Raw genomic sequence first — 22,984 nt, forward strand, 5'->3', positions numbered from 1 at the left:
GTCTCCATGCTAGGTCAGTTCTGTGATGATGTTGTCGATGTCGTCCGGTAGCAGATCCCGTCTTCGGCCTCTTCCGGGTGGGCCCACACTTCGATCCCGTGTGCGGATTCGTACATGGAGCGTGGTTGGGTGGCGTCCCCTGCGACCCAGAGCGCTGTGGAGTCCGCCATGGCATCATCCACGATTCCGGTGCGGATGAGTTGGCCGTGCTGGCGGATCTGAACGGTCGCTCCTATGAGCCGTCGCCAGTGGAGGTGCTGGCGGAGCATGATCCGCTCTCCGACGGCGGGTGTGCGCCCGTTGCTGGGGCCGGTCGAGGAGGTCATGATGCAGTCAGGGCCGATGCCACAGCTTCGCCCAGTTCCTTTGTGGTGGCATTGCCGCCCATGTCGGGTGTGAGTGCCTGATGTCCATCGGCGAGCACGGTTTCCATGGCGGTGGTGATGGCGGTTGCGGCCTCGGGTTCCCCCAGGTGGTCCAGCATCATTGCGGCGCACCAGATCTGGCCGATGGGGTTGGCGATGCCTTTCCCGGCGATGTCGGGGGCTGAGCCGTGGACGGGTTCGAAGAGGCTGGGGAATTTGCGTTCGGGGTTGATGTTGCCGCTGGGGGCGATGCCGATGGTCCCGGTGCAGGCCGGTCCGAGGTCGGAGAGGATGTCGCCGAAGAGGTTGCTGGCGACGACGACGTCGAACCAGTCCGGGTGCATGACGAAGTTCGCCGCGAGGATGTCGATGTGGTATTTGTCCACCTTCAGATCCGTAAAGCCCTTCGCCATGGCTTCCACGCGTTCGTCCCAGTAGGGCATGGTGATGGAGATTCCGTTGCTCTTCGTGGCGGAGGTCAGGTGCTTCTTGGGCCGGCTTTGGGCGAGATCGAAGGCGTACTTGAGGATCCGGTCCACGCCGGTGCGGGTCATGACGGTTTCCTGGACCACGGTTTCGCGGTCGGTGCCTTCGAAGATTTTCCCGCCGATGCTGGAGTATTCGCCTTCGGTGTTTTCGCGCACGACGTAGAAGTCCACGTCGCCCGGGATGCGCCCGGTGAGGGGGCTGGGCACCCCGGGAAGGAGCTTGACCGGGCGCAGGCTGACGTACTGGTCGAAATGGCGGCGGAACTGGAGCAGGCTTCCCCACAGCGATACGTGGTCAGGGACGACGTCGGGCCAGCCGACGGCGCCGAAGAAGATGGAGTCGAACTGGTGCAGTTCCTCAAACCACCCGTCGGGGAGCATCTTTCCGTGCCGGGTGTAGTAATCGGCGGAGGCGTAGTCGAAGTGCTCGTATTTGAGGTTGAGGTCGAAAGCTGAGGCTGCGGCGTCCAGGACGCGCAGGCCTTCGGGTACGACTTCTGTGCCGATTCCGTCTCCGGGAATGACTGCGATGCGGTGGGGTTTCGACATCAGGGAACCTTCTTCGTCTTTGTCGGGTGTTTGGGGTTAGCGGTCGACCGGGTGTTCCGGTTCGCGGTTTTCGAGGACGTCGATGACGGCGTGTGCGGCTGCCAGTCCGGCCCGGACGCGGGCTTCAACTGTTTGCCCGGCGAGGTGGGAGGTGATGAGTACGTTGTCCAGGCCTCGGAGGGGGCTGTCGCCGGGTAAAGGTTCTGAGTCGAGGACGTCCAGCGCAGCTGCTGCGATGCTGCCATCGGACAATGCTTTGGCCAGTGCTTCCTCGTCCACGAGGGAGCCGCGGGCTGTGTTGATGAGGACGGCAGTGGGTTTCATGGCCCGCAGCCGGGAGGCATCGAGGAGCTTTCTCGTCGCGTGACCTGCGCGGGTGTGCAGGGAGAGGTAGTCAGAGTCCCGAATGACCGTGTCGAGGTCCGTGAACTGAATCGAGGTGTTCTGGGGGTCTGGATGGGAGGTGCTGACCAGGACGTTCATGCCCAGGGCGATACCGAGGTCCGCTGTGGCTCGCCCGCTGGGTCCGTAGCCGATGATCCCGAGGGTGGATCCGTGCAGCTCGCGGCCGGCCTCGCGGGGCCATTGCCCGTTACGGACGGCGGCGGTGACTTGGGTGAGGTGGCGTGCGGCATTGATGATCAGGCCGATGGTCAGCTCGGCGACTGAGTGGTGGTTTGTTCCCGGGGCGTTGCAGACCCTGATGCCGTGTCCGGTGGCTGCCTGTAGGTCGATGGAGTCGTATCCAACGCCGCTGCGGGCAAGGACTTTGAGGGAGGACGCGTCAGCGAGCATGTCGGCCGTGACGGGTTCGCTGGCGAGGATCGCGCCGGAGATACCGTCGAACAATCTGCGGCGTTCTTCCAAGGTCCGCGGGCCGGTGGCGGCTGAATAGACGGGATGAAATCCGTGGTCGCGCAGGAGCTGGTCGACGGCATCTCCTTCGTGGAGGTAGTCGGTGGTGATGAGTATGCGCCGGGCCATGGTGGTGTGTTCCTCGTCGGTGTAGCGGTGGGTTGGTGCTGTGCGGGGTGGCACACGTGGCAGGGCCGCCGCATAGTGTGCGGCGGCCCTGCCGGGGTTTTAGTGGGCGTCGACGGTGTCGGCTTCGAGGTGTTCGGGCGTCCTGGCAGGGAGTTCGTTCTTCTTTTGGCCTGACGCGTGTATTACGTTGCGGGCCTGTTCCAGGTCGAAGTCTTTCTCCCATTTGCCGACGACGACTGTTGCCAGCACGTTGCCGATGACGTTGATGAAGACGCGGCCTTCGTTCAGGAGGCGGTCAACACCGACGATGAGGGCCAGAGCGGCGGTTGGGATCGCGCTGACGGCTCCGAGGGAGCCGGCGAGCACGATGAAGGCTCCGCCGGCGACACCGGCTGTTCCCTTGCTGGAAATCATCATGATGCCGACCATGGCCAGCTGCTGTTCCCAGGAGAGGTTGATCCCGACTGCCTGGGCCAGGAAGACGGATGCCATGGTGAGGTAGATCGCGGATCCGTCGAGGTTGAAGGAGAACGCGGACGGGATGACGATGCCGACGGTCGGCTTGCCGACGCCCATGTTTTCCAGTTTCTTCATGACCTGAGGGAGAACAGCTTCGCTGGAGCACGTTGCCAGGGCAATCAGGAGCTCGTCTTTGAAGTAGCGCATCACAGTGAAGATGTTCAGCCCGCACGTCCGGGCGATGATGCCGAGAACGACCAGGACGTAAACGATGCATGTGGCGGTGAAAAGCAGGATCAGGAAGCCGAGTTGCTGAAGGCTGGTGGCCCCGTATTTGGCCACCGTTGCGGCGAGGGCGCCGAAGGTTCCGATGGGTGCCAGGCGCATGAGCCAGCCAACGATGCGGAAGATAACGGTGGACAGGGCGCGGATGCCGCCGGTGAGCAGGACGCCGGATTCGCCCGAGAGGTTCAGTGCTGCGCCGAAGACGATGGAGACAAGGAGTGCGGCCGGGATGGCGCTGCTGGTGAGGGCACCGAAGAAGGATGCCGGGATCAGGCCGTTGACGAACTCGATGCCGTCAAAGCTCTTGCCGGCGCCGGGAATCTTGTCGGCGTTCAGTTTGGAGACGTCGATGTTCATGCCCTCGCCGGGGTGGAAGACGTTCGCCACCACCAGGCCGATGAGCATCGAAATCAGGGAAAGGACGATGAAGTAGCCGAGGGCCTTTAGGCCGATTCGTCCTGCCTTGCGGAGGCTGTCCATGGACGCAACGCCGAGGGTCACGACGCAGAAGACGACCGGGATGATGATCATCTTGACCAGGGCGATGAACCAGTCGCTGAGCGGGGTCAGTTGTGAACCGACCTGCGGGATGAAGATACCGACGAGGATGCCGAGGACTCCACCCAGGAGCACTTGGAACCAGAGTTCACGGATCAGGCGCCCGAACCGGGACATCTGCTTGGGAGGGTGTGGGGAATGGTGGTGGTCCTGCACAGTGTGGGACATCTTGAGTGCTCCTTTGCACGTCAGCCAGAAAAGTTGGGGGTGGTTGCCTGGTCCCGGGCAGATCTGCTGCCCGGGACCATGCGGCGTTTCTTAGTGGTGCAGTGCGCGCAGGACCTTGTAGAACTCGGCCTTGCCTTCCAGGCCGATGCCGGGCAGGTCGCCGGGGGCTACGCGGCTGTTCACGACGACTGCGTCGTCGGTGAAGCCGCCGGTGGGCTGGAATTCGCCGGGGTAGGACTCGTTGCCGCCGAGCTTGAGGGCTGCGGCGATGTGCAGGGAGAACTGGTGTCCGCCGTGCGGGATGCAGCGGCGGGAGGACCAGCCGTGCTGGGCAAGCATGTCCTGGATCCGGCGGTATTCGGTGAGGCCGTAGCTCAGTGCCGGGTCGACCTGGATGAAGTCCCGGTCCGGGCGCATGCCGCCGTAGCGGATGAGGTTGCGGGCGTCCTGGAGGGAGAACAGGTTCTCGCCGGTCGCGATCGGATTCTTGTAGTGCTCGGAAAGGGCGGCGTTCAGGGCGTAGTCCAGCGGGTCGCCGACTTCTTCGTACCAGAACAGTCCGTACTTATCGATGGCCTTGCCGTATTCCAGGGCGGTGTCCAGGTCGAACTTGCCGTTGACGTCCACCATCAATCGGGAAGCGTCGCCGTCGAGGACCTCGATGACGGCTTCGATCCGGCGGAGGTCCTCCGCCAGGTCGGCGCCACCGATCTTCATTTTGACGATGTTGTAACCCTGGTCCAGGAACCCACGCATTTCGTTCTGGAGGTCTTCGAGGGTCTTGCCCGGGGCGTAGTAGCCGCCGGCGGCATACACGAAGACGTCCTTGTCCGGGTTGCCGTCACCGTAGTGATCTGAGATCCAGCGGTACAGGGGCACACCGGCGATCTTGGCTGCCAGATCGTGCAGGGCCATGTCGGCCACACCCACGGCCACCGACCGTTCGCCGTGGCCACCGGGCTTTTCGTTGGACATCATGATGTCCCATGCCTTCTCCGGCGACAGTTCGCCGTTCTCATCCAGAAGGTCTTCGGCAGGAGCATCCATCAGGCGCGGCAGGATGCGGTCCTGCAGGATGCCCGTCGCGTTGTAGCGGCCGTTGGAGTTAAAGCCATAGCCGACCAGCGGCTTGCCGTCAACGAACACATCGGAGACGAGCGCGATGATGGTGCAGTCCATCTTGGTGAAGTCGATGAACGCGTTCCGGATGGAGGAACTGATGGGGATGGTGCCTACGTGGGCGGAAACGATTTTCATCTTTGAATCTCTCTTGGTCGGATCTTATTTCTTATAAGATCGATACTCAGGCCACGGCACTGGCCGCGTATCCGGCGAGTGGGGGATGTAAATATCTTATAAGACGTTGAATCGAGGTTAGCGGCCCGTGACCCGGAGCACAAGCCCGCAGGCGAGATTTCTTATAAGATGTTGATTGGAGGGCTACACTTAGCGGGACGGGGGCAACGCTCCCACAGATTTGGAGCGGCAGATGAGTACCAACGTCTTTTCGAGCAAGGGCAGCCTGGCGTACAGCGAATTGCGTCAGATGATCCTCACCGGCGCCTTAGCCCCCGGCTCGCGCATCTCTCAATACGAGTTGGCCGAAAACATGCAGATGAGCATCACCCCCCTGCGTGAAGCCATCCGCCGGCTCTCGAGTGAGGGGCTGATCATCATGGACACCCACCGCGACTCCAAGGTGGCGGACATGAGCGCCGCCGAAGCCCGCGAACTGCTGGAAGTACGGCTCTCCCTGGAGCCGTCCGCAACGGAACTTGCCGCCTACCGCCGGACCGACGCTGACATTGCCATCATCAGGGCGGCCGCCGAAAAACTACTCCCCGTCACTCGCGTTTGGGGCGAAGACGCCATCATCGCTCACCGCGACTTCCACCGCGCCGTCTACACTGCTTCTCACAACACAACCCTGATCAAGCTCCTGGATGACCTCTGGGACAAGTCCGACCGCTACCGGCGCATCGGCCTGGAGCTGCCTTCCGGTGACGAGCCCCGCACCATCGACCTGAACCAGCACCACCAAATCCTTGAACTCGTCACCGCGGGAGACGGGCCCGGCGCGGCAGAACTCGCTCGCACCCACATCGCAAACAGCCTCACAGCATCGGTGACAGGCGCCTTGGAGGAGCGGGAGAACGAATCCCCGTCCGACCTTGAGAGAACCGCCTAAAACCGCGCCGGCTTTTTGGGTCCGAGCTTCCTCATTCGCAACGTCATCTGGGGCGACATTTAGTGTCGCGAAAATGCCGCCATTTAGCGCCGCGAGTCACACCTACTCTTAGTCAAAACTGGTTGCCGAAAAGAAATTCGGTCAAAAGGGTTATGAGAGGGTTTTTGACGTGCCTAGGAACATCGTCGGCTATGCGAGGGTCAGTACTCGTGGTCAATCGCTCGATTCGCAGGTGGACGCCTTGGTAGCGGCCGGAGCAGTCCGCGTCTTTCAGGAGTACGCGTCCGGGGCTACCCAGGCAAGGGCACGATGGAAGGACTGCTTGGACTACCTGCAGCCGGGCAACGTGCTGTTGGTCGCGGACTTGACCAGGCTAGGCCGTAGTACTTCCGACCTTGCGGACATCGTCACAGTGCTGGGCAGGCGGGGGATAGGCTTCCGTTCCCTGGCTGAACCTTGGCTGGATACGACTAGTGCCCACGGCAAGCTCATCTTTGACATGTTCGCTTCCCTTGCGGAATACGAACGATCACGGCTGTCGGAAAGAACAAAGGCGGGGTTGGCCTCAGCTAAAGCGCGAGGCCGGCTCGGCGGCCGCCCGCGGTCGATGACGCCAGGGAAACTGGAAACGGCCCGGCAGCTGCGCAGCGAAGGAAAGACTTTGAAGGAAACGGCTGAGCGGCTTAGCGTCAGCGTTTCCTCACTGACCCGGGCTCTTAGCAGGAACGACGTCCCAGAAGTCGAGTCCGAAGCCGCGTAACGCGCCCCTAGTTTTGGGACATCTTATGGGACGCAAAGGTTACGCGACCCGGCAAGTTCTCGGGCACTTCAAAATCCCGGCTCAACAACCAGCTGCCGCCGTTTGACCTCAGTGGCGATGAATGCCCCACGTACAGCACTCAACTTTCCGCCTTCGATGCGGTTGAGCAGGAAGTCCGGCGGGAAGTTCTTCACCAGCCTTCGCTCGAGCCGGTCCGCGTTGATGGTCTTCGCGGCAAAGATCCTGGTCGTGTCCAGGGCCCGGAACGAGTCAACCGAGAGGACCGACTGGTGCTTGTGGCCCCACAGGAGCCGGTCGAACTGCTTATTGGCGGTCCAGTGCCTGCGGATGCGTGCCCTCATATCCACGGCCTGGCCGATGTAGGCCTGCCGGTACCTGTCCAGCACCATCACGTAGGCGCCTTCCTCCCAGTCGAGAGTCTTCAAATCAGTCACCTCCCGCAGCTGCTTGTTCTTGGCCAGCATCTCGGCCAGGGCAGCCTCGAAAGCATCGGGCCGGAGCGTCGCAAAAAAGGCCATGTTCAGGTCGAAGTTCTCCAGCGCGTCATCGCGCTGCTGCCGGCAGAAGTCATCTGAAAGGACCGTATGCCCCTCGTCCTCGTAGGCCCATGCCTGTGAGGCCCAGAATGCCTCGCCCACGAGCTCACGCGGCCTTACCGCCGAAGGCTTCTTGTTCGGAATGGCGTACATTTCACGCGTCAGCTGGTGACCGAACTTGCTTTGCCTCAGACGTTCCCCGAAGTGCTCAATAACCGGCCGGGGGCCAGACTTCTGAGTCCGGCGCATCTGACGCAAGGGCGTCCACTCATCAACCGGCATTCCCCCCGTATACATACCCGAAGTCTAGGCGTCGGTCTGGACGTCCTGCAGTGGGTTTCCTCTGGAGACCCAATTGCGACGCCCGGCACTGACCGCCACGGGCGCCCACCCACGAACGTCCCGCTTCTAAGGGAGTGGGACAGGGAACTGTGAAGCATTCAAGGCACCCTCACCGTTGGATTAGAGGACCGGCTCCAGCTCGTAGTCGTTGATCGGGCGCGACACGGTCAGATGTTCAAACGGCCCTTCCCGAAGCTCTTCCAGCACCCCATCAGCTCGACGCACCCAAGAGCTACCTCTCGCGTCCCTAAACGCGACCTCTGCACCGGCGCGGGCACTCATCCCCCTCCATCCCTCGACGATGCGGAATCGCCATGTTCCTGGCGGAATTACAAAGGTTTCCTTGCGAAGGGTAAAGCTGAGGTGCGGGTGCTCTGCCAGTTGCTCGCTAGTCCGTGCCCCTGCGCCTTGGACGAGGACGAGGCTTACAACAGCATCGTATACAGGCAGGTTGGAGTCGTTACGCACAATCAGGGAGTCGTATCCTCCGGCAGGCGCGGGCTCCGTACCTGGAGTAAAACCCGCATACCAGGCGAAGACGGATTCAGCTTGAGAGCGGTGTGCGCGCTCCGTTGCTGCATTCTCTGCAGCGATTCGGTGGCGTCGCTCATTCCGCAGGCCGAGGATCGCCAGCCAGAGTGCACCGCTGGTGGCCACTGCACCGACCCACGTGGCAACATCTCCAACGGCAAGACCGCCGATCGTCAATTCGGCACTGATCATGGCCTCAAGTCTAGATCCCGGGGTTTCCTGCAGATGCCCCTGTCGGCCCTTCATGAGGTTGGGGTGTCCTGGATATCTCCTCCCACGAAAGCTCTGGAAGCGCTTCATTTCGAACACGAGAGAGGAAATACATCCGCCGAGCCGGTTCCACGAACGCACCAAATTCGCTGGTTTCGCCATTGAACTCATTCTCGGGACGGTGGAACCAACGCCCGTTTTGAGTAGCATCTGGTTTCAGGGCTTCGCCGGAAAGTGTGATCGTGTGGTTCTCGTGCGCTCCCGTATCTGCATCGGTCAGGTACCTGATAAAGAATTGCGGGTAGTCGTCAGGTACTCTGCCCTGAGCTCTGGATGCATGAGCATCCATCCAGAATGCCGCGGGCCTGGCAAGAGTGAACTCACCCACCAGTGTTTCTCCGATGCCGACTGGGACACTGTCCTTTGTTACCGAGTGCTGCTGTATTCCTTCGGTTTCACCATTAACCTGATACTTCATCGGCTCGCTAAAGAGCAGCTTCGCGCTCCGCGGGCCGTCGTTCTTGATTCGGATTCTGATCCTGTGCTGAATCTGCCTCCGACGGTCGGCTGGTTCAAAAAAAGCCTCGGGCGGCGGTGAGCCGCCATCCACTGTCCATTCGGGGAGCACTTTTGCCTCTTCGATAAGCAAACGAGGCATTTCCGAATCTATCCGAGCTTTGACTGTTTCCGCGGTCATATATAACGACTGAAGATGCTGCTGACGAGCGTAATCGAGTGCACTGTTCGCAGCATCGGCGCTCCGTTTAGCCTCGTTTGCCGCTTTTCGTGTCGCCCGGGTTTGAAACGCTACGAACACAACCGTCACCGCGGTAACAATCGCCGCAACGGCGGTTGCGATCGTTCCCCAGGCGGTCCAGTCCCAGTCGCCAGGTTCAACGCGGGCCAATGGAACCCCAAAAAGCACATCAGTCGTCATGTGCTGATTCTCCCAAGATCCGAAGGCTGGCAACAAAATCGCCGGGAGCCTGAACCGCATAGTCGACCCGTGCCAAGGCCCTGTCGGGCTTAGGCGGCGGCAGCTCCTGCGTCCGTGATGCCAGCCAGCACCCACTGCTCCGACAGCGGGTCGCGGCGCAGCTCGAACGTGCGCAGCGCAGAGGTAGAGGTCAGGCGGACCTGGACCTGCCAGTGCTCGACGCTCACCAGGTCGCCGCAGCCCACCGGTGCCCGTTGAGCGGTGTTCCACCAGTCCGAGCGGGTGAACCAGCGCACCGGCTCGGCGGCTACGGCCCAGATCCGGTCGTCATATCTGACGGCCAGGGGTATGCCTTTCGCGGTAAATCGGACCTGGACCGGGACGTCCAGGGGTTTGTCAGTTGTTGTTCTTGCCACGGGTCCGCTCTCCCAAATTCCTGTTCATCATGTCCTCCCGGCGGGTGACCGCCGAGCTCCACACCCAGGTCCGGTACGTGACCGGCCCGTCCTTCCATGTCACTTCGGCTGCTTTCGCTGTCCAGGCAAAGACTTCGCCGTCTACCAGCTCGGCGCAGTTCGGGAACCGGATCCACGCCTTTACCGGGATGCCTGGGTACCCGTTCTTGACCGGGAAGTGCTCGAAATCGAGTTCTTCCGCGGTCAGTCCGATTGGGCCGGCCCGCCGTGCGTACTGCGCCTGCAGCGCGGCCGCAAAACTCTCGGAGGACATACCACAACCTTAGAACATATATTCGAATAGACACGCCAAAGAACGGCGGCCATGGTGCTGGCCGCCGGCTCTCATCATGGGGGAGAGGTACGACAACGAGGCCCCCGGCTTAGACCCAGTGGGGACAGGGCGGTTTCTCATGGACGTTGCAACAGGGGGTTGCCTTGAACATACCTGCTGATTCGGGGATCGAATACCAGTACTACTCTCGGGTGTGAGGGTGGCCCTTCGGGCGCCGTCACCGGGTAATTTTGCAGGCGAGTCTTGTGGGATGAGTAAGACTCATTGGCCTTCTCCAGGAATCCCTGCTCTGAAACGGCCCGTGGGGGACCGGCTTACGGGCTGGGTGGAGCGAACGAGGACAGCGCTCTGATGCAGGTACTAGCCTCTCGAAATCTCGGACATTAGGAATCGGAAGCTAGCTGGACTCATTGTTCCTCAGGATTTGCAAGACCTCGCTCGGAGGCTCAGGGATCCGGCGGTCCTTGGGAACGCCCACCCAGACAACCCCGTGTTGATCAGGACGGCTGGCGGCACGACCAATTGGCTCGGCCATGTTTATGGCCACATCACGTGCAAAGCCCTCAACGGTGCCATCCGCCGCCTCTGAGTGAAATGCGAGCCGACGTCCCAGCACCACCGTGGGGTCAATAGTGCGGCGATACACAACCCAGACCGTAGCCGGCCCGTCCTGCCAGTAACCGAGAATATTCACCTCATCCGCCCAGTAGCGATCAATTTCCCTAACGATGTGTCCAGCTAAATCCATAGATCCTCGTCCTAGTCAGACTTCAGCGCAAGCACCCCTAGGTACCGAGGGGTGTCCGAACAGGACGAAATTGGTGCCATCATCCTCAAGAACCGACACGTAGCTCGGACCGAAGAGAGAGACTACTGATTCGCAGATGGCGATCGCGCTCTTGGCCTCCTCGCCACCGTCAGCGCCGCGAGGATCCACGAGGCTGGTTTCGATGCGAATCCTGCCCGCTTCGGTTTCGGTTACGGATTTGATTTTGCCCAACCATGGCGCGTTCTTCTTTGCTGTCTTGAAGTCGGCAGTCTTTTCCCGGCCATTTGCGCTGGGAATGGAGTCAGGTGGTGCAGCAGCCTGACTGGCTCCCGTCCGAGCCGGCGAAGCAGCATTTGATGCCTTCTGCGGATCGGAAGTCGAACAGCCACAGAGCAGTGTAATAACAGCAACTCCAACCAAACCGGAAACCGGGAGAAAAATTCTCTTGGCATATGATGGCGCTGCATTCTTCGGATTGTTCCGTTGCATGTTTTTGTCCCCCAATTTTTGCAACCGCTATAAGCGGTGCTCGCGCCTTTAGCATCGCACCTGGACACCAGTCCGGGAAGGTTTCCAACACGCGGAAGCCACTTCTGCCCTCAACACACCGAAGATCTCACTTGCCCGACTCCCAGTGGCGGATCCTTTAGCCGACGTCCTCAGTTAAAGGTGACCTGAACGGGCTTGAACCTGAAAGGCCCCCCACATCCAACTCCGAAGGGATGTTCTCCGGTGGATTCAGTTTCTACTGGCAGTTCAACCGCGGTTTGGCCGCCAACCGCAGCTGCGGCCTTAACGTGGATCGAAGTCACGCTTACCGGCGCGATCAGGTAAGGCGCGGATTGGGGCACCAGCCACTTCCGCTCATCATTCTGTGCCACCGGCTCAGGCACGCACCCTTCCCCAAAACAAGCCGCAACCGACGCCGGCGCGGAGGAAAACACTAACTCAACGGGACCCGTATAGGCATAACCAATGGCTGGGCACACACGGGGAACACGGGACACGCCGCCAATCACAGCAATGACTGCCAACACTGCGACAACGCTGCCGACTGCAAGGAGTAGTGCCCACCGACGCTTCATGGAGTGAGACTAGCGCTCGACGGGACAAGCTTCGAGCATCGGGGCGTTTGGCTAAAGGATCTCCTTACGAGACGGAGGAACCGGATCCTGCCAACTTGGCCGCCGCGGCGTGATAAGTCGCGAACTTGGCGGATGCGCTGGACCAATTCAGCACAGATCTGGGGCGGCTGTTGATCTCCGCCGCGGCGAAGAGTACATCCGCCGGTTTGATGGTGCTTAGGTCATCTCCCTTCCGAAAGTACTGACGAAGTAGGCCGTTGGCGTTCTCGTTGGATGCGCGCTGCCAGGGACTGGCCGGATCGCAGAAGTAGACCAGCGTCCCCAGCGCAGCTGTGACCTCGGCGTGCTTGGCCATCTCTGATCCCCGGTCCCACGTCAACGTCCTCCGCAAGGTAGCCGGCATGACACCGAGCACTTCGATGAGCTGGTCCCGGATGTTGTCGGATCTGCTCCCTGGACGGAGAACGAAAGCGACGAGGAGTCGAGAAGAGCGTTCAACCAGCGTCACTATCGCTGATTTGTTTCCCTTCCCCATGATGAGGTCACCCTCCCAATGGCCAGCTTCCTCTCTGGTGGCAATGTGGACTGGGCGGTCTCCGATCTTCAGAGCATCAGTAATGTACTGGCGTGGCTTCACCTTGGTCCTGGACCTGGGTCGCCTGCTGAACTTACCCGAACGCAGCAGGCGAGCAGACCCCGCCGGAACGGGGCGGATGCTCAGTTGGTAGAGCGCACGGTAGATCGTTTCATGAGCCAGGTGCCGGTGCTTTTCTCCAGGAAACCGTTCCCTCAGGGCCTGGGAGACCTGCTGAGGGCTCCACCGCTTCGATAGACAGGCCACGACGTAGTCCCCGAGCTCATCATCCCCAGCAAGCTTTGCCAGCCTGGGTCGTGGCCTTCTCTTCTGTGCCATTTGCTGGGCGCGGAACGGATGATAGCGACGTGAGTCCGGTCGGTTTCTAGCCAGCTCTCTGCTGATTGTGGAGGGTGGCCGGCCGAGATCGCGGGCGATAGATCGAAGACTCGCTTTAGCCAGCAACCGGTCGGCAATGAAGATGCGTTCGTTCTCTGACAAATAGCGGCTGGGCCCACCTGTGGCAGGAACCGCTTTACCAGGTCTCGGGTCCAAGCCTTGCTGCACCAGACCCTCGACCCCGTTGCGTCCATGCAACCAACGCCTGCCCGTGTTTTTGTGGATTCCAAGAATCCTGCATGCTGCCGAGTTGGAGTGGCCTTCTTTCATGAGCTGAACGTACAAGGGCTTCTTCTCAACCAAGCCCTCTGGGCCCATTTTCCGCGATCGGCGCGTCGAACTGCGCATGATCCAACACCTCTTTCAGATTGGTGTTGCGACGTTCGTGAGAAGCTGCCCAGCTTTGAGCTGTGCGGAGGGCTCCACCTGCCCGCCAATGGGCATAACCCGGGCTAAGAGCCCTGGTCTTTCGCTGCGCTGCGCCCAGGAGACGGTCCTTCGCTGCGCTCCGGCCTGTAAATGCTTGTTTTTCCCTTACATCTGGCTGGGTTGTTCTCCGTACAAGGCCGCTCATCGTAGCCGGCCGGGGGCCCGACCCATCAACCCACGTACACGGACAATCCCACGCGGTCGCCAAGGCTCCCTTATTTCGCGGGCTTCCCCGCGCACTCTTCGGGGTTGACGGCCCACCCTCGACCGGCCGCGACAGCGGGGGCCTCGCACGGCGGGGCAGGAAGGAGGTGGCTACATGAGCATCGACGAAGCGATCAAGCTCGCGACAGCGGTCGTGAGCCTGATGACAGCTGTCATCGCTCTGCTCTCCACGCGGAACGCGCTCATAACGAGCAAACGCTCCCGAGCGGCAACTCGGAAGCGTAAGCGTAAAGCAAGGAAGTAGGTGTAGCTACGAACCCGGTGGTCGTAACCGCAAGGCTGCGGCCACCGGCTCCTTCCCAGACTAAGTCCTGTTCAACGATAAGGAAACCATCATGGAGCCACTGACCATCATCAACTTCGTGCTCTCCCTGGCAGCACTTGGCGCTTCCATCACCGCCTACCGCGCCACCGCCAAGACCCGGAAGGACCAGGAAACATAAAACAAGCGAGAGGCGGGCCACAGTCCGTGGGTCCGCCTCTCGGCACTGCCCGCCTGGAGCCAGGCGCGGGGGGAGCAAAGCGCCCTCTTGACGACGCCTTGGTTTCCGCTGCGCTTCAACCACTTTGTTGGGCGTCCGCTGGCGCGGCCGGCTGTTGGGTCCAGGGTGCGCCGTCGCAGAGCTCCGGACCCCCTGGCCCTGCTTTGTCTACGACGTTTTTGGCTGCTGTCCTTCGGATTGTACGTGCCCGTTCCGGTCCCTCTAGCCCCTTCGTTCCTCCGGGGCCTGCGGCCCGGGAAAGTCTTCTCCGGCGCTCCTTCGTCGCTTATTTCCTCCGAAGATTTCCCGGGTCTTGCCCTGCGGGTAGACGGGCCTGCACGTGCACAGCTCCGCAAGCTTCGCCAGCAGCCAAAAAACAACTGTGAGTCTTGACGTGGTTGGTCTGGGACTAGCTGGCAGTGTTGGTGCCGGTCGTTCTGCCTGGTACGTGACTCGAAAAACAATTTGCCCTCTTGTGGGTGCGTTTCCCCCGACATGTCCGCGCTGGGTGGAGCGGCCGGCGTTGGCCTGTCCCACGTCGGTGGCTTGATTAGAAGCTTGCCCAGCCTTTTTGTTTGGTTGTGGCTCATCACAGTTTTGCCTCGAGGTGACTCTTCCCGGGTTAGATGCCGGCCGTGATGCGGCAATTCTCTGTCCGTTCGAAAGGAAGGAGGGTGGCAGCGTTGACTCTTGTTGCCGAGACCAACCCGTTTGTCATCGGCGTGGACTGTCACGCCCGCACCCACACATTCGCCGTCATTGAGGCCAGCACCAAGCGACAAGTCGCCTGCGAACAGTTCCCTACGACCCCGGCAGGGATTTCCCGTGCACTGGCCTGGGTAGGCCGGAGGACGGATGGCGATATGGGGTGTTTATGGGCAATTGAAGGTGTCGGCACCTACGGGGCCCGTCTTGCCAAGGCCGTAACCGAGGCCGGCTACGAGGTAGCCGAGGCTCCACGGATGAACGCCCGCGGCCGCCGGTGGCTCGGCAAGTCCGATCCCCTGGACGCGGTCGCCATCGGAACCGCCGTCCTAGGGCTGGAGGAGTCCCAGCTCCGTGCTCCCCGACAGGGTGAAGGAGCCCGGGCCGGACTGAGGATTCTGAGCGCCGCGCGGGATCAGTTGACCCGGGATCGAACATTGAATGCGAACGCGCTCCTTGCCTTGCTCCGGGCCCATGATCTCGGAATCGACGCCCGTAAACCGCTGGTTCCCGCTCAGATCGCAACGATCGCCAGGTGGCGAGATAGGCAGGAACCAATCGAACTGTCAATCGCGCGTGAGGAAGCCGTCCGGTTGGCACGCCGCGTCCTCGAAGTGACCGCCCAGTTGGCTGCGAACCAGAAACGCATGACGGAACTAATCCAACAAAGCCCAGCTGCGCCGCTGCTGGAAATGGTCGGCGCCGGCGCTGTCACGGTCGCGACTGTCCTGACCGCGTGGTCGCATCCGGAAGGGTTCGCAGCGAAGCTGCCTTCGCGTCGCTGGCAGGGGTAAATCCATTGCCTGCCTCAAGCGGCAACACTGTACGGCACCGGCTTAACCGGGGCGGTGACAGGCGCCTCAACCGGGCCTTGCACACCATCACCATGACTCGGATGACCCACGACCCCGGAACACAAGAGTACGTCGCTAAGCGCACTCAGGAAGGGCGCAGTTACCGCGAAATCCGAAGATCCCTCAAGCGCTACCTCGCCCGGACCCTCTACCGCCAACTCAATACCCTGTATGCGGCCGCGGAACCTGCCGCTGCTCCGTTGATTGGTTCAGCTTCTTAGCGGGAAGGTGCGTACCACCGACATCACCCTGAATGGTGGGCGGCTCTACAATCTCAGGGCTTTGAGGTCTTGAGTGCAACCTTGGAGGTGATGGTGATGCATGAGCGGCTGGAATGCTGGTGGGGTTTTCCTCAGGTTTGTCCAAGGATTTGATCAAGATCATTGCTGGCTCTTGCCGTGACGGTTAGCGTCGGGGCATCACTCGTTGGGGGTTCGGGCGTTCGGTGAACTGGGGATTGCCGCGGATCATTCGTAGAAAGTTCTTGGGGGATGTCTACTGTTCCGCGCTCGATCCGCTCTGCCCTTTTTCGGCCAGTCTCAGCTGGTCTTCTCACCGCCAAACTGGTTATCGCCGCCGTTGTTGCTCTGAGTGTCATGGTCGCGGGGCTGTCTGCTCCGGCTTTCGCCGCCCCGTTGACCGCTGAATCTGCAGGGCTTGCTGCAGCACCTGTTCAGGCCCCGGCCATGGTGCCGGCGCAGTCGACGCCGTCGGTCCAGGCCGGGGTCTTCGTCCCGGTCCAAGGACGTGCGTTGGACACACGGTCCGGTGTGGGAGGGATTACCGGGCCCGTGCCGGCGCAGACGTGGCTGCCATTCCAGATTCTTGGCCGGGCCGGTGTGCCCACCACGGGCGTGGACACGGTGCTGGTGAGTTTGACGGTCGTTGGCGGGACCAGCGTGAACGTTGCCCAACTGGTGCCGAACACTGCACGCCATCACGACACCACTGACCTGTATTCCGGGAACGATGACACCATCTCCAACACCGTCGCGGTCGCGGTTGGAACCGATGGGATGCTGGCACTGTATTCGACGACTTCGCAGCAGTTCATCGTCGATGTCCAGGGCTACTTCACGTCCGGGGACACCCCGGCGCCGGGCGCTTTCGTTTCCGTCCCGGCGTTCCGGGCGGTTGATACACGCAGCGGGACCGGTTACCCGGCAGGTATGTGGTCCGGCGGCGGGATCAAAAGCCTGACGTTGAAGGGCGGCGCCGTCCCCGATACTGCGACGGCGGTCTTTGCCAACATCACGGTCATCAACGACACAGACCCTTCGCAGGTCACCTTCACCACCATGCCTGGTGGTGGTTTCGCTAATGGGGCGGACCCGGGGACAACGATCAATTTCCGTGGCTCCTCCACCACGGCCGTTGCGGCGGTGTTGAACCTCAACGCAGCCGGTGTGGTCGATATCAAATACACCCCCTCGTACACGACGGGCTTCCATGTCCTTGTCGACATTCAGGGCTATTTCGACGGGCAGGTCTCCAACAGCGCCTTCACCACTGTGGAGTCCCGGATCTACGATTCCCGTGTCACCAACACGCCGATCCCGGGCTTCAGCTCCACCGAGGTCCAAATCGCCGGGGTCGGCGGCCTGCCGGCCGCGTCAACGAACCTTGCCGGCGTCGCCATGAACATCACACCGATCACCACCGGGAACGGCAACCTGTCCGTGTGGCCCTCGGATGAGCCGCAACCGAATACCAGCACCGTGAACTACACCGCGGATTCGGTGTCCAACACGGTCGTGGTCCGGCCCAGCACGACAACCGGCAAAGTGAAGATCTACAACGCCGGTCCCAGCGACGTCCACGTCATCCTCGACTCGCAGGGCTGGTTCAGCAACGCGAACCTGCTGCCCCCGGTCACCGTCGACGGTTCCCAATCCGGGGCCCGGGGCAAAGCCTCGATGATTCCCCACACGCTGACCGATGCCAGCAAACTCGCGTTGAACCCCACGAACGGCAACGCCGTCTTCGCCGGCCGGCTGTTCAACATCAAGGGTGTCGGGCAGGACATCAACGTTGCCTGGCGCTACAACACCAGATATGACCACCGCCCGACCCTGTCGATGGGCCGGCTGGAAACCGCGTTGCGGGCCGACCCCACGACCGGGAACATGATCTACACCGCCCCGGACGGTGGCTGGTACACCTTCACCAACAATGCCGGCGCGTACACGATGGCACCGGAGCTGAACGCCTCCCTGACCCAGACCTCCACCACCGAATACCAGCTGCGGTTCAACGACAGCGGCATCACCAACGTCTACCAGGACGACGGCACCAACTTCGCCCTGGTCCGCTCTATCGATGCGAACACCACGAACCCGAACACGGTCACCTACACCTACGCCAATGGGCGCCTGACCCAGACCACGGACACCCAGGGCCGCACCGTCTCCTACGTCTATAACGACACCCGGAACCTGAACCAGCCCTCCGCGGTCACGGACAGCTCGCTGAACCGGACCGTGAACCTCGAGTACGGCGGGGGAGAGGGCCGGCTGTCCAAGATCACCGACGCCACCGGCGCTGTCACCACCTTCGCCTATACCAACGGCAAACTCAGCTCCTTCACCGACGGGCGCACCAACACCACCGCCCTGGCCTACGCCACCGACGGGTGGGTCAACACCCTCACCTACGGCCAAGGCAGCACCGCAGCCGCCACCTGGACCCTCACCCACAACACGGACGGCAGCGTCTCCTACCTGACCGACCCGAACAGTAAACAAACCACCTACACCCTGGACGCCAGCAAAACCCGGGTGATGAGCAGCACGGACCCGAACGGCAACAACGCCTCTGCCACCTTCGACGGGCACGACAACCGCCTCACCACCACCAACGGCCTGGCCCAGACCACGACCGCGGCGTACAACGCGAACAACTCGCTCACGAAGGTCACCTCGCCGCTGGCCGGATCCACGGGCACCGCCGGTGAGGCCTCCTTTACCTACCCCACCGCGACCGGGGACCCACTGCTGAACTACCGGCCCGACACCTCCACCAGCAGTGAGGGCAACACCAGCACCATCCAGTACGACCCGAACACCAAGAACCCGTCCGCGATCCTCACCCCTGACAACCTCGGCGGCACACCCCGCCGCTACTACCAGGGCGACGCGGCCGGCACGAGCTGCGGTGCCAAACCCGGCTCCCTGTGCCGGTCCACGGACGGGAACAGCAACGACACCACCTACACCTACGACGCCGCGGGCAACGTCGCCACCGTCACCCCGCCCGCACCCCTGGGGTCCACGACTTACACCTATGACGCCGCCGGCAGGGTCAGCACCGCGAAAGACGGGAAGAACCAGACCGCCACGTACACCTATGACAACAACGACCGGATCACCCAGATCCGCTACGCCGCGACCTGCGTCCCTGCCTCCTGCGTCGCCTATACCTACGACAACGCCGGGAACCTCACCACCCGGGTGGACGCTGCCGGGACCACCACCTACACGTGGGACGCCCAAAACCGGCCCACCGGCAAAACCATCGGCGGGACCACCACCAGTGTCACCTACGACGGTGCGTCGAACGTCCTGACCTACGTCGACCCGCTCGGGACCGTGACCTACCGGTACGACGGGGCGAACCGGCTCACCGCCCTGGCCGAACCCGGCGGATCTTGCCCGGCCACCCTGGTGTTCCCGAACAGCACCAAATGCACCGGCTTCGACTACGACAACGCCAACCGGCGCACCGCCACCAAATACCCCAACGGAGTCAAGAACACCACCAGCTACGACGGGGCCGGCAAGATCACGGCCATCACCGCGACCAACACCAGCGCAGCGGTCCTGGCCAAACGCGCCTACACCTACACCCTGAACGGGACTAAAGACGGCGGCCAGCGCAAAACCATGACCACCGACACCGGCGCGGTCACCACCTACGCCTACGACAAACTGAACAGGCTCACTTCATCGGTCACGGGCACGGTCACCGATTCGTGGACCTACGACGCCAACAGCAACCGGCTCACCGAAGCCAAAACCGGGACCGCCACCGTCTACACCACGTTCAACGCCGCCGACCAACTCTGCTGGCACGGCACAACCGCAGGTACCTGCGCAGCACCCCCTTCAGGGGCCGTGATGTACGGGTACGACGCGAACGGCAACACCACCCTCGCCGGCTCCACCGGAACCACCCAGGCCTACAACGTCTTCAACCAATTCACCACCAACACCAGCGGATCCACCGTCACCAACTACACCTACGCCGGCACCCGCAACGACGAAAGGACAACCGCCGGATCCACCAGCTTCCTCAACGGATCCCTCGGTGTCACGCAGCAGACCAAGTCCGGGGCGAGCACCTCGTTTATCCGGGATCCTGACGGTACGCTGATCAGCATGCGCGACAGTGCCGGTGCCACCTACTACTACACCACCGACGCGCTCGGCTCAGTCATCCTGCTCACCGACGGCTCCCAGGCCAAAGCTGCCACCTACGGCTACGACTCCTGGGGGCAAGCAACCAGCACCACCGGGGCACAAGCAACCGTCAATCCCTGGATCTACGCAGGCGGATACAACGACACCAGTAGCAACCGCATCAAATTCGGTGCCCGCTACTACAACCCCGCCCGCGGCCGCTTCACCCAGGTGGACCCGTCGGGACAAGAAGCCAACCGCTATCTATATACTGCTGCGAATCCCATCAGTAACTCCGACCCGACGGGTCTGGATTGGTGCGACGCTTACGGTGTCTGCTCTGTCGATTCGTCCACGACCGGATGCTATTCCTGGAATGCTTGCGGCACTGCAAGTGGGCCCGCAGACCCGTACGTCCAATGCGTGAATGGCAATATCCGGTCAGAAGTGGCTAAAAACTCGATCAGTGGTGGTCTTCTAGGGGCTTTCGGATTTGTGGTAGGCCCGGAAGTTGGCCTTCCTGCCGCCATCGGAGGATTTGCCATTGGCACCGTCTCCGGGTTGTTCACCGGTGCCGTAGGAGGTGTGCAGCAATGCTGAACCGGAAACAACGGGTACTGTTTCTCGCTCTGTTCATAGCAGTTTTCTTACTGTCCTTCGGGTTTGGTGTGTACCTCTACGGACCGGAAAGCTGGCTCCGCGTTCTTCTTTCCACTCTGATAACAATGGGGCTAGTCACGGCATACATTTTTTACCTACTACGAAACCGCTCGAAAAAATGAGACAACAGCCGCTCTAGGAAGGACGACTGGCTCTAAAGCCGGTCTTGCCGTACCAAGATGGCGATAGGGCGCCCGGTAATGACAGGGAACCTGAAGTACCCGAGGAAGGCGACCCCTTCTTGGGCGGCGTGTCGACCGGCCGGGGGTGGACAGATTAAGGTGCTGGACACGTGCACCCGATGCGTGGCCGCAGTGTCCGGGTCGGGTCAGGCGCCGATGGCATCGACCCGGCAACCCCGGCGGGTCGGCTCTCCCAAGCGGTACATCATGAAGGAAGACGAAAGTGGCCGCTGTGTGGCCGGTAATTGTCTCGAAAGACCACAGCTTTTCGAGACACTGTCTCCGGCCTTCGGGAGGACCTGCGACGGTGTGCCGGGAAGCGGACCAACCAGATGCTCGACGTCTCGTAAAGGTGTCTCGCTGTATATCGTCTCGCCGCAGGTGCATTAGGGGATTTTCGAGTCAGCATTGCTTGGTGAGGCAACCGGATTAGACCCGGGTCAGTACTCCCAGCCAGGACGCCCAAGACACTCGAGGACATGCCCGACACGAACACGCCGTCGCTGGGCAGCCGCCGGGTGCGTTCGACCTCGGGCGTCAACTCCAATCCCGGTGATACATGGTTAGCGCCGGTTGCTGGGTCTACCGGTCTACGTCCTTGACCAACCACGCCAGGGCGTCATCCCGTGAGGTGAAGAACCGGGTGGGGCAGGGGGGAATGTGAATATTGAGGAAGAAATTGGCGAGGACCCGGTCCACGGGGCTCGCGCCAAGGAGTGCTATACGGTTGGCCGCACAGGGAATGGAAAACACCGACCGTGCTTCGCGGGCGACGCTCTCCGTGGTCGCCATGTCAACGAGCATGGGGTACTCGGACCCGCCAGCTACGGTGTTGACGGCTGTCATGGCCGCCCGCGCGTCCTGAGCTTCGATGCGAACCTGGGTGTTCCAGATCAAGTGAATGATGCCGTCCGGACGTAATGCCACGGTGCCCTTGCCGCCATCAACGACAACACCTGTAACTGGCCGTTCTTTCCCCACGGGAAAATCCTACACAGCGCGCACTTCTGCGTCATCAAACAGACAGGATTCGAGGGTGTGACCCTTGGTTGGAAGCACGGTGTCGGGTCGGCTGTGTCTAGCCAGCCAGATGTGGGTGCAGGGATGCCAGAATGTGCGGGGCATCGATGATCAGGGTGTCGAGTGAGGTGCCCAGCGCGGTGGCTTCCCGTCGTGCCGTGTTAAGTTGGCCGTTGGCGATCAGGGACTGGAGGGCGCGGCATTTGACTTCGGCGTCGTGTGCGCCAACCATTGCTGAGGCGATTTTCAGGCTGAGGATGGCGTCCATGGCCGTGTCCGGGTCTTCTGCGTGGAGGGCGTTGATGATGCGGGTTTTCCGTCGGGGCAGCAGGTCGAGGTAGTCGTTCAGGAAGCGGGACGCGAGGCTGTTGCTGCCCAGGTTGTCCGCAAGGTTTCGGATGACCTGCGGATCGAACAGGGGGCGTCCCTCAGTCATTGCGCTCCGGGGCTGCTTTTTCTGGTGTCTTGCGCCAGATCCCGACGAGCATGCTGAGGACCAGGACCGCGGGGGCGCCATACATCAGAGCGTTCAAGACCAGGGGCTGGCGGATGGCCCTGATCACGTCCCCGACGTAGGGGACGGTCAGGACGTGCCGGTCCACGGTGGGTGTGCTGATCGTTGCCAGCCAGGGGTCTACCCCGTTGTTCGCGTCGCCTTTGGTTTGCACGACATAGGTGCCGTCAGGCTTGGCCGTTATCTGGGTGACCCGGTGGGTTTCGACCCGCTGGTCTTCGACCGGGATGTGGTAGGTGATGATGTCGCCGGCCTTGATCTCCGCCACCGGTACCGGGTGCGTGACGACGATGTCGCCGGGGTTGATCAGCGGGGACATCGAACCGGTCAGCATTGTCGAGGTCTGGTATCCGAGGACCCGCGGCCCGACTGCCAGGGCCAGGAACGCGGCAACGGCCAGGACCAGCAGGCCTGTCCCGAGCCCGGAGGCCACCCGGCGCAGGACCTTCACGGACCGGCCGGTGCCGGAACGAGGACCCGCGTCGTCGGCCGTCGCGGTCCCGCTGAGGGGAAGGCTGGGGCTGTTGACGGCGGCGCTCATGGGTGGGTCCTCGCTCC

At 61.8% G+C, this 22,984-nt stretch carries 20 protein-coding genes and 1 pseudogene; 5 read left to right on the forward strand and 16 right to left on the reverse strand.

What is annotated here, in order from left to right; all coding sequences use genetic code 11:
• Nucleotides 1-14: 14 nt before the first annotated feature.
• The 5 genes from ACX5I6_RS20950 to ACX5I6_RS20970 form a co-directional block, all read right to left on the reverse strand.
• Nucleotides 15-326: a hypothetical protein gene (locus ACX5I6_RS20950; protein ID WP_223917499.1), complete on the reverse strand. Its 312-nt coding sequence runs from the start codon at nucleotides 324-326 to the stop codon at nucleotides 15-17.
• On the reverse strand, nucleotides 323-1,402 hold the full coding sequence (locus ACX5I6_RS20955; protein WP_223917498.1) for a tartrate dehydrogenase: 1,080 nt from the start codon (nucleotides 1,400-1,402) through the stop codon (nucleotides 323-325). The genes ACX5I6_RS20950 and ACX5I6_RS20955 overlap by 4 nt, the downstream gene beginning before the upstream one ends.
• A gap of 36 nt (nucleotides 1,403-1,438) precedes the next feature.
• Entirely contained in the window at nucleotides 1,439-2,440 is a 1,002-nt protein-coding gene (locus ACX5I6_RS20960; RefSeq protein ID WP_223917497.1) for a phosphoglycerate dehydrogenase, read from the reverse strand.
• Nucleotides 2,441-2,485: 45 nt separating this feature from the next.
• Entirely contained in the window at nucleotides 2,486-3,856 is a 1,371-nt protein-coding gene (locus ACX5I6_RS20965) for a cation:dicarboxylate symporter family transporter (protein ID WP_461841940.1), read from the reverse strand.
• 90 nt (nucleotides 3,857-3,946) lie between these two features.
• Nucleotides 3,947-5,113, reverse strand: a complete 1,167-nt coding sequence (locus ACX5I6_RS20970) for a mandelate racemase/muconate lactonizing enzyme family protein (protein WP_461841941.1) — start codon at nucleotides 5,111-5,113, stop codon at nucleotides 3,947-3,949.
• 232 nt (nucleotides 5,114-5,345) lie between these two features.
• On the opposite strand from ACX5I6_RS20970, the gene ACX5I6_RS20975 reads away from it, so the two are divergent.
• Nucleotides 5,346-6,044: a GntR family transcriptional regulator gene (locus tag ACX5I6_RS20975; RefSeq protein WP_461841942.1), complete on the forward strand. Its 699-nt coding sequence runs from the start codon at nucleotides 5,346-5,348 to the stop codon at nucleotides 6,042-6,044.
• Nucleotides 6,045-6,213: 169 nt separating this feature from the next.
• The gene (locus ACX5I6_RS20980) at nucleotides 6,214-6,804 is read left to right on the forward strand and encodes a recombinase family protein (RefSeq protein ID WP_461841943.1); all 591 of its coding nucleotides are present in this window, start codon (nucleotides 6,214-6,216) and stop codon (nucleotides 6,802-6,804) included.
• A gap of 68 nt (nucleotides 6,805-6,872) precedes the next feature.
• Here the strand turns inward: ACX5I6_RS20980 and ACX5I6_RS20985 are convergent, their stop codons facing one another.
• The 8 genes from ACX5I6_RS20985 to ACX5I6_RS21020 form a co-directional block, all read right to left on the reverse strand.
• Entirely contained in the window at nucleotides 6,873-7,514 is a 642-nt protein-coding gene (locus ACX5I6_RS20985; protein WP_461841944.1) for a GIY-YIG nuclease family protein, read from the reverse strand.
• Between the two features lie 309 nt (nucleotides 7,515-7,823).
• Complete coding sequence (locus tag ACX5I6_RS20990; RefSeq protein ID WP_461841945.1) at nucleotides 7,824-8,426, reverse strand: hypothetical protein; 603 nt, start codon at nucleotides 8,424-8,426, stop codon at nucleotides 7,824-7,826.
• 10 nt (nucleotides 8,427-8,436) lie between these two features.
• Nucleotides 8,437-9,381, reverse strand: a complete 945-nt coding sequence (locus ACX5I6_RS20995) for a hypothetical protein (protein WP_461841946.1) — start codon at nucleotides 9,379-9,381, stop codon at nucleotides 8,437-8,439.
• A gap of 89 nt (nucleotides 9,382-9,470) precedes the next feature.
• Entirely contained in the window at nucleotides 9,471-9,797 is a 327-nt protein-coding gene (locus ACX5I6_RS21000) for a hypothetical protein (RefSeq protein WP_461841947.1), read from the reverse strand.
• Nucleotides 9,778-10,110: a hypothetical protein gene (locus tag ACX5I6_RS21005; protein WP_461841948.1), complete on the reverse strand. Its 333-nt coding sequence runs from the start codon at nucleotides 10,108-10,110 to the stop codon at nucleotides 9,778-9,780. The genes ACX5I6_RS21000 and ACX5I6_RS21005 overlap by 20 nt, the downstream gene beginning before the upstream one ends.
• Nucleotides 10,111-10,528: 418 nt before the next feature.
• Complete coding sequence (locus tag ACX5I6_RS21010) at nucleotides 10,529-10,879, reverse strand: hypothetical protein (protein WP_461841949.1); 351 nt, start codon at nucleotides 10,877-10,879, stop codon at nucleotides 10,529-10,531.
• A gap of 15 nt (nucleotides 10,880-10,894) precedes the next feature.
• On the reverse strand, nucleotides 10,895-11,389 hold the full coding sequence (locus ACX5I6_RS21015) for a hypothetical protein (protein ID WP_461841950.1): 495 nt from the start codon (nucleotides 11,387-11,389) through the stop codon (nucleotides 10,895-10,897).
• Nucleotides 11,390-12,049: 660 nt separating this feature from the next.
• A complete protein-coding gene (locus ACX5I6_RS21020; protein ID WP_461841951.1) occupies nucleotides 12,050-13,306 on the reverse strand; it encodes an IS30 family transposase in 1,257 nt (418 codons plus the stop codon).
• A 400-nt stretch (nucleotides 13,307-13,706) separates the two neighbouring features.
• Between ACX5I6_RS21020 and ACX5I6_RS21025 the strand changes: the two genes are divergently transcribed.
• The 3 genes and pseudogenes from ACX5I6_RS21025 to ACX5I6_RS21035 all read left to right on the forward strand — a co-directional run bounded on the left by ACX5I6_RS21025 (nucleotide 13,707) and on the right by ACX5I6_RS21035 (nucleotide 20,650).
• Nucleotides 13,707-13,856, forward strand: a complete 150-nt coding sequence (locus ACX5I6_RS21025) for a hypothetical protein (RefSeq protein ID WP_461841952.1) — start codon at nucleotides 13,707-13,709, stop codon at nucleotides 13,854-13,856.
• Between the two features lie 921 nt (nucleotides 13,857-14,777).
• Nucleotides 14,778-15,874, forward strand: a pseudogene (locus ACX5I6_RS21030) (IS110 family RNA-guided transposase).
• Between the two features lie 414 nt (nucleotides 15,875-16,288).
• On the forward strand, nucleotides 16,289-20,650 hold the full coding sequence (locus ACX5I6_RS21035; RefSeq protein WP_461841953.1) for an RHS repeat domain-containing protein: 4,362 nt from the start codon (nucleotides 16,289-16,291) through the stop codon (nucleotides 20,648-20,650).
• 824 nt (nucleotides 20,651-21,474) lie between these two features.
• Here ACX5I6_RS21035 and ACX5I6_RS21040 read toward each other — a convergent pair.
• The 3 genes from ACX5I6_RS21040 to ACX5I6_RS21050 all read right to left on the reverse strand — a co-directional run bounded on the left by ACX5I6_RS21040 (nucleotide 21,475) and on the right by ACX5I6_RS21050 (nucleotide 22,967).
• Complete coding sequence (locus ACX5I6_RS21040; RefSeq protein WP_461841954.1) at nucleotides 21,475-21,873, reverse strand: SpoIIAA family protein; 399 nt, start codon at nucleotides 21,871-21,873, stop codon at nucleotides 21,475-21,477.
• Nucleotides 21,874-21,970: 97 nt separating this feature from the next.
• Nucleotides 21,971-22,348 carry an Hpt domain-containing protein gene (locus ACX5I6_RS21045; RefSeq protein ID WP_461841955.1) on the reverse strand — a complete coding sequence of 126 codons (378 nt, stop codon included), beginning with the start codon at nucleotides 22,346-22,348 and terminating at the stop codon, nucleotides 21,971-21,973.
• Nucleotides 22,341-22,967, reverse strand: coding sequence for a signal peptidase I (locus ACX5I6_RS21050; RefSeq protein ID WP_461841956.1), 627 nt, complete (start codon nucleotides 22,965-22,967; stop codon nucleotides 22,341-22,343). The genes ACX5I6_RS21045 and ACX5I6_RS21050 overlap by 8 nt, the downstream gene beginning before the upstream one ends.
• Nucleotides 22,968-22,984 lie beyond the last annotated feature (17 nt).

It is taken from the genome of Arthrobacter sp. MMS24-T111, assembly GCF_054888995.1.

Coding starts and splice junctions, on each gene's coding strand:
- ACX5I6_RS20950 (WP_223917499.1), bottom strand. CDS start 326: ATGACCTCCTCGACCGGCCCCAGCAACGGGCGCACACCCGCCGTCGGA.
- ACX5I6_RS20955 (WP_223917498.1), bottom strand. CDS start 1,402: ATGTCGAAACCCCACCGCATCGCAGTCATTCCCGGAGACGGAATCGGC.
- ACX5I6_RS20965 (WP_461841940.1), bottom strand. CDS start 3,856: ATGTCCCACACTGTGCAGGACCACCACCATTCCCCACACCCTCCCAAG.
- ACX5I6_RS20970 (WP_461841941.1), bottom strand. CDS start 5,113: ATGAAAATCGTTTCCGCCCACGTAGGCACCATCCCCATCAGTTCCTCC.
- ACX5I6_RS20975 (WP_461841942.1), top strand. CDS start 5,346: ATGAGTACCAACGTCTTTTCGAGCAAGGGCAGCCTGGCGTACAGCGAA.
- ACX5I6_RS20985 (WP_461841944.1), bottom strand. CDS start 7,514: ATGTACGCCATTCCGAACAAGAAGCCTTCGGCGGTAAGGCCGCGTGAG.
- ACX5I6_RS20990 (WP_461841945.1), bottom strand. CDS start 8,426: ATGATCAGTGCCGAATTGACGATCGGCGGTCTTGCCGTTGGAGATGTT.
- ACX5I6_RS20995 (WP_461841946.1), bottom strand. CDS start 9,381: ATGACGACTGATGTGCTTTTTGGGGTTCCATTGGCCCGCGTTGAACCT.
- ACX5I6_RS21005 (WP_461841948.1), bottom strand. CDS start 10,110: ATGTCCTCCGAGAGTTTTGCGGCCGCGCTGCAGGCGCAGTACGCACGG.
- ACX5I6_RS21010 (WP_461841949.1), bottom strand. CDS start 10,879: ATGGATTTAGCTGGACACATCGTTAGGGAAATTGATCGCTACTGGGCG.
- ACX5I6_RS21015 (WP_461841950.1), bottom strand. CDS start 11,389: ATGCAACGGAACAATCCGAAGAATGCAGCGCCATCATATGCCAAGAGA.
- ACX5I6_RS21020 (WP_461841951.1), bottom strand. CDS start 13,306: ATGCGCAGTTCGACGCGCCGATCGCGGAAAATGGGCCCAGAGGGCTTG.
- ACX5I6_RS21025 (WP_461841952.1), top strand. CDS start 13,707: ATGAGCATCGACGAAGCGATCAAGCTCGCGACAGCGGTCGTGAGCCTG.
- ACX5I6_RS21045 (WP_461841955.1), bottom strand. CDS start 22,348: ATGACTGAGGGACGCCCCCTGTTCGATCCGCAGGTCATCCGAAACCTT.
- ACX5I6_RS21050 (WP_461841956.1), bottom strand. CDS start 22,967: ATGAGCGCCGCCGTCAACAGCCCCAGCCTTCCCCTCAGCGGGACCGCG.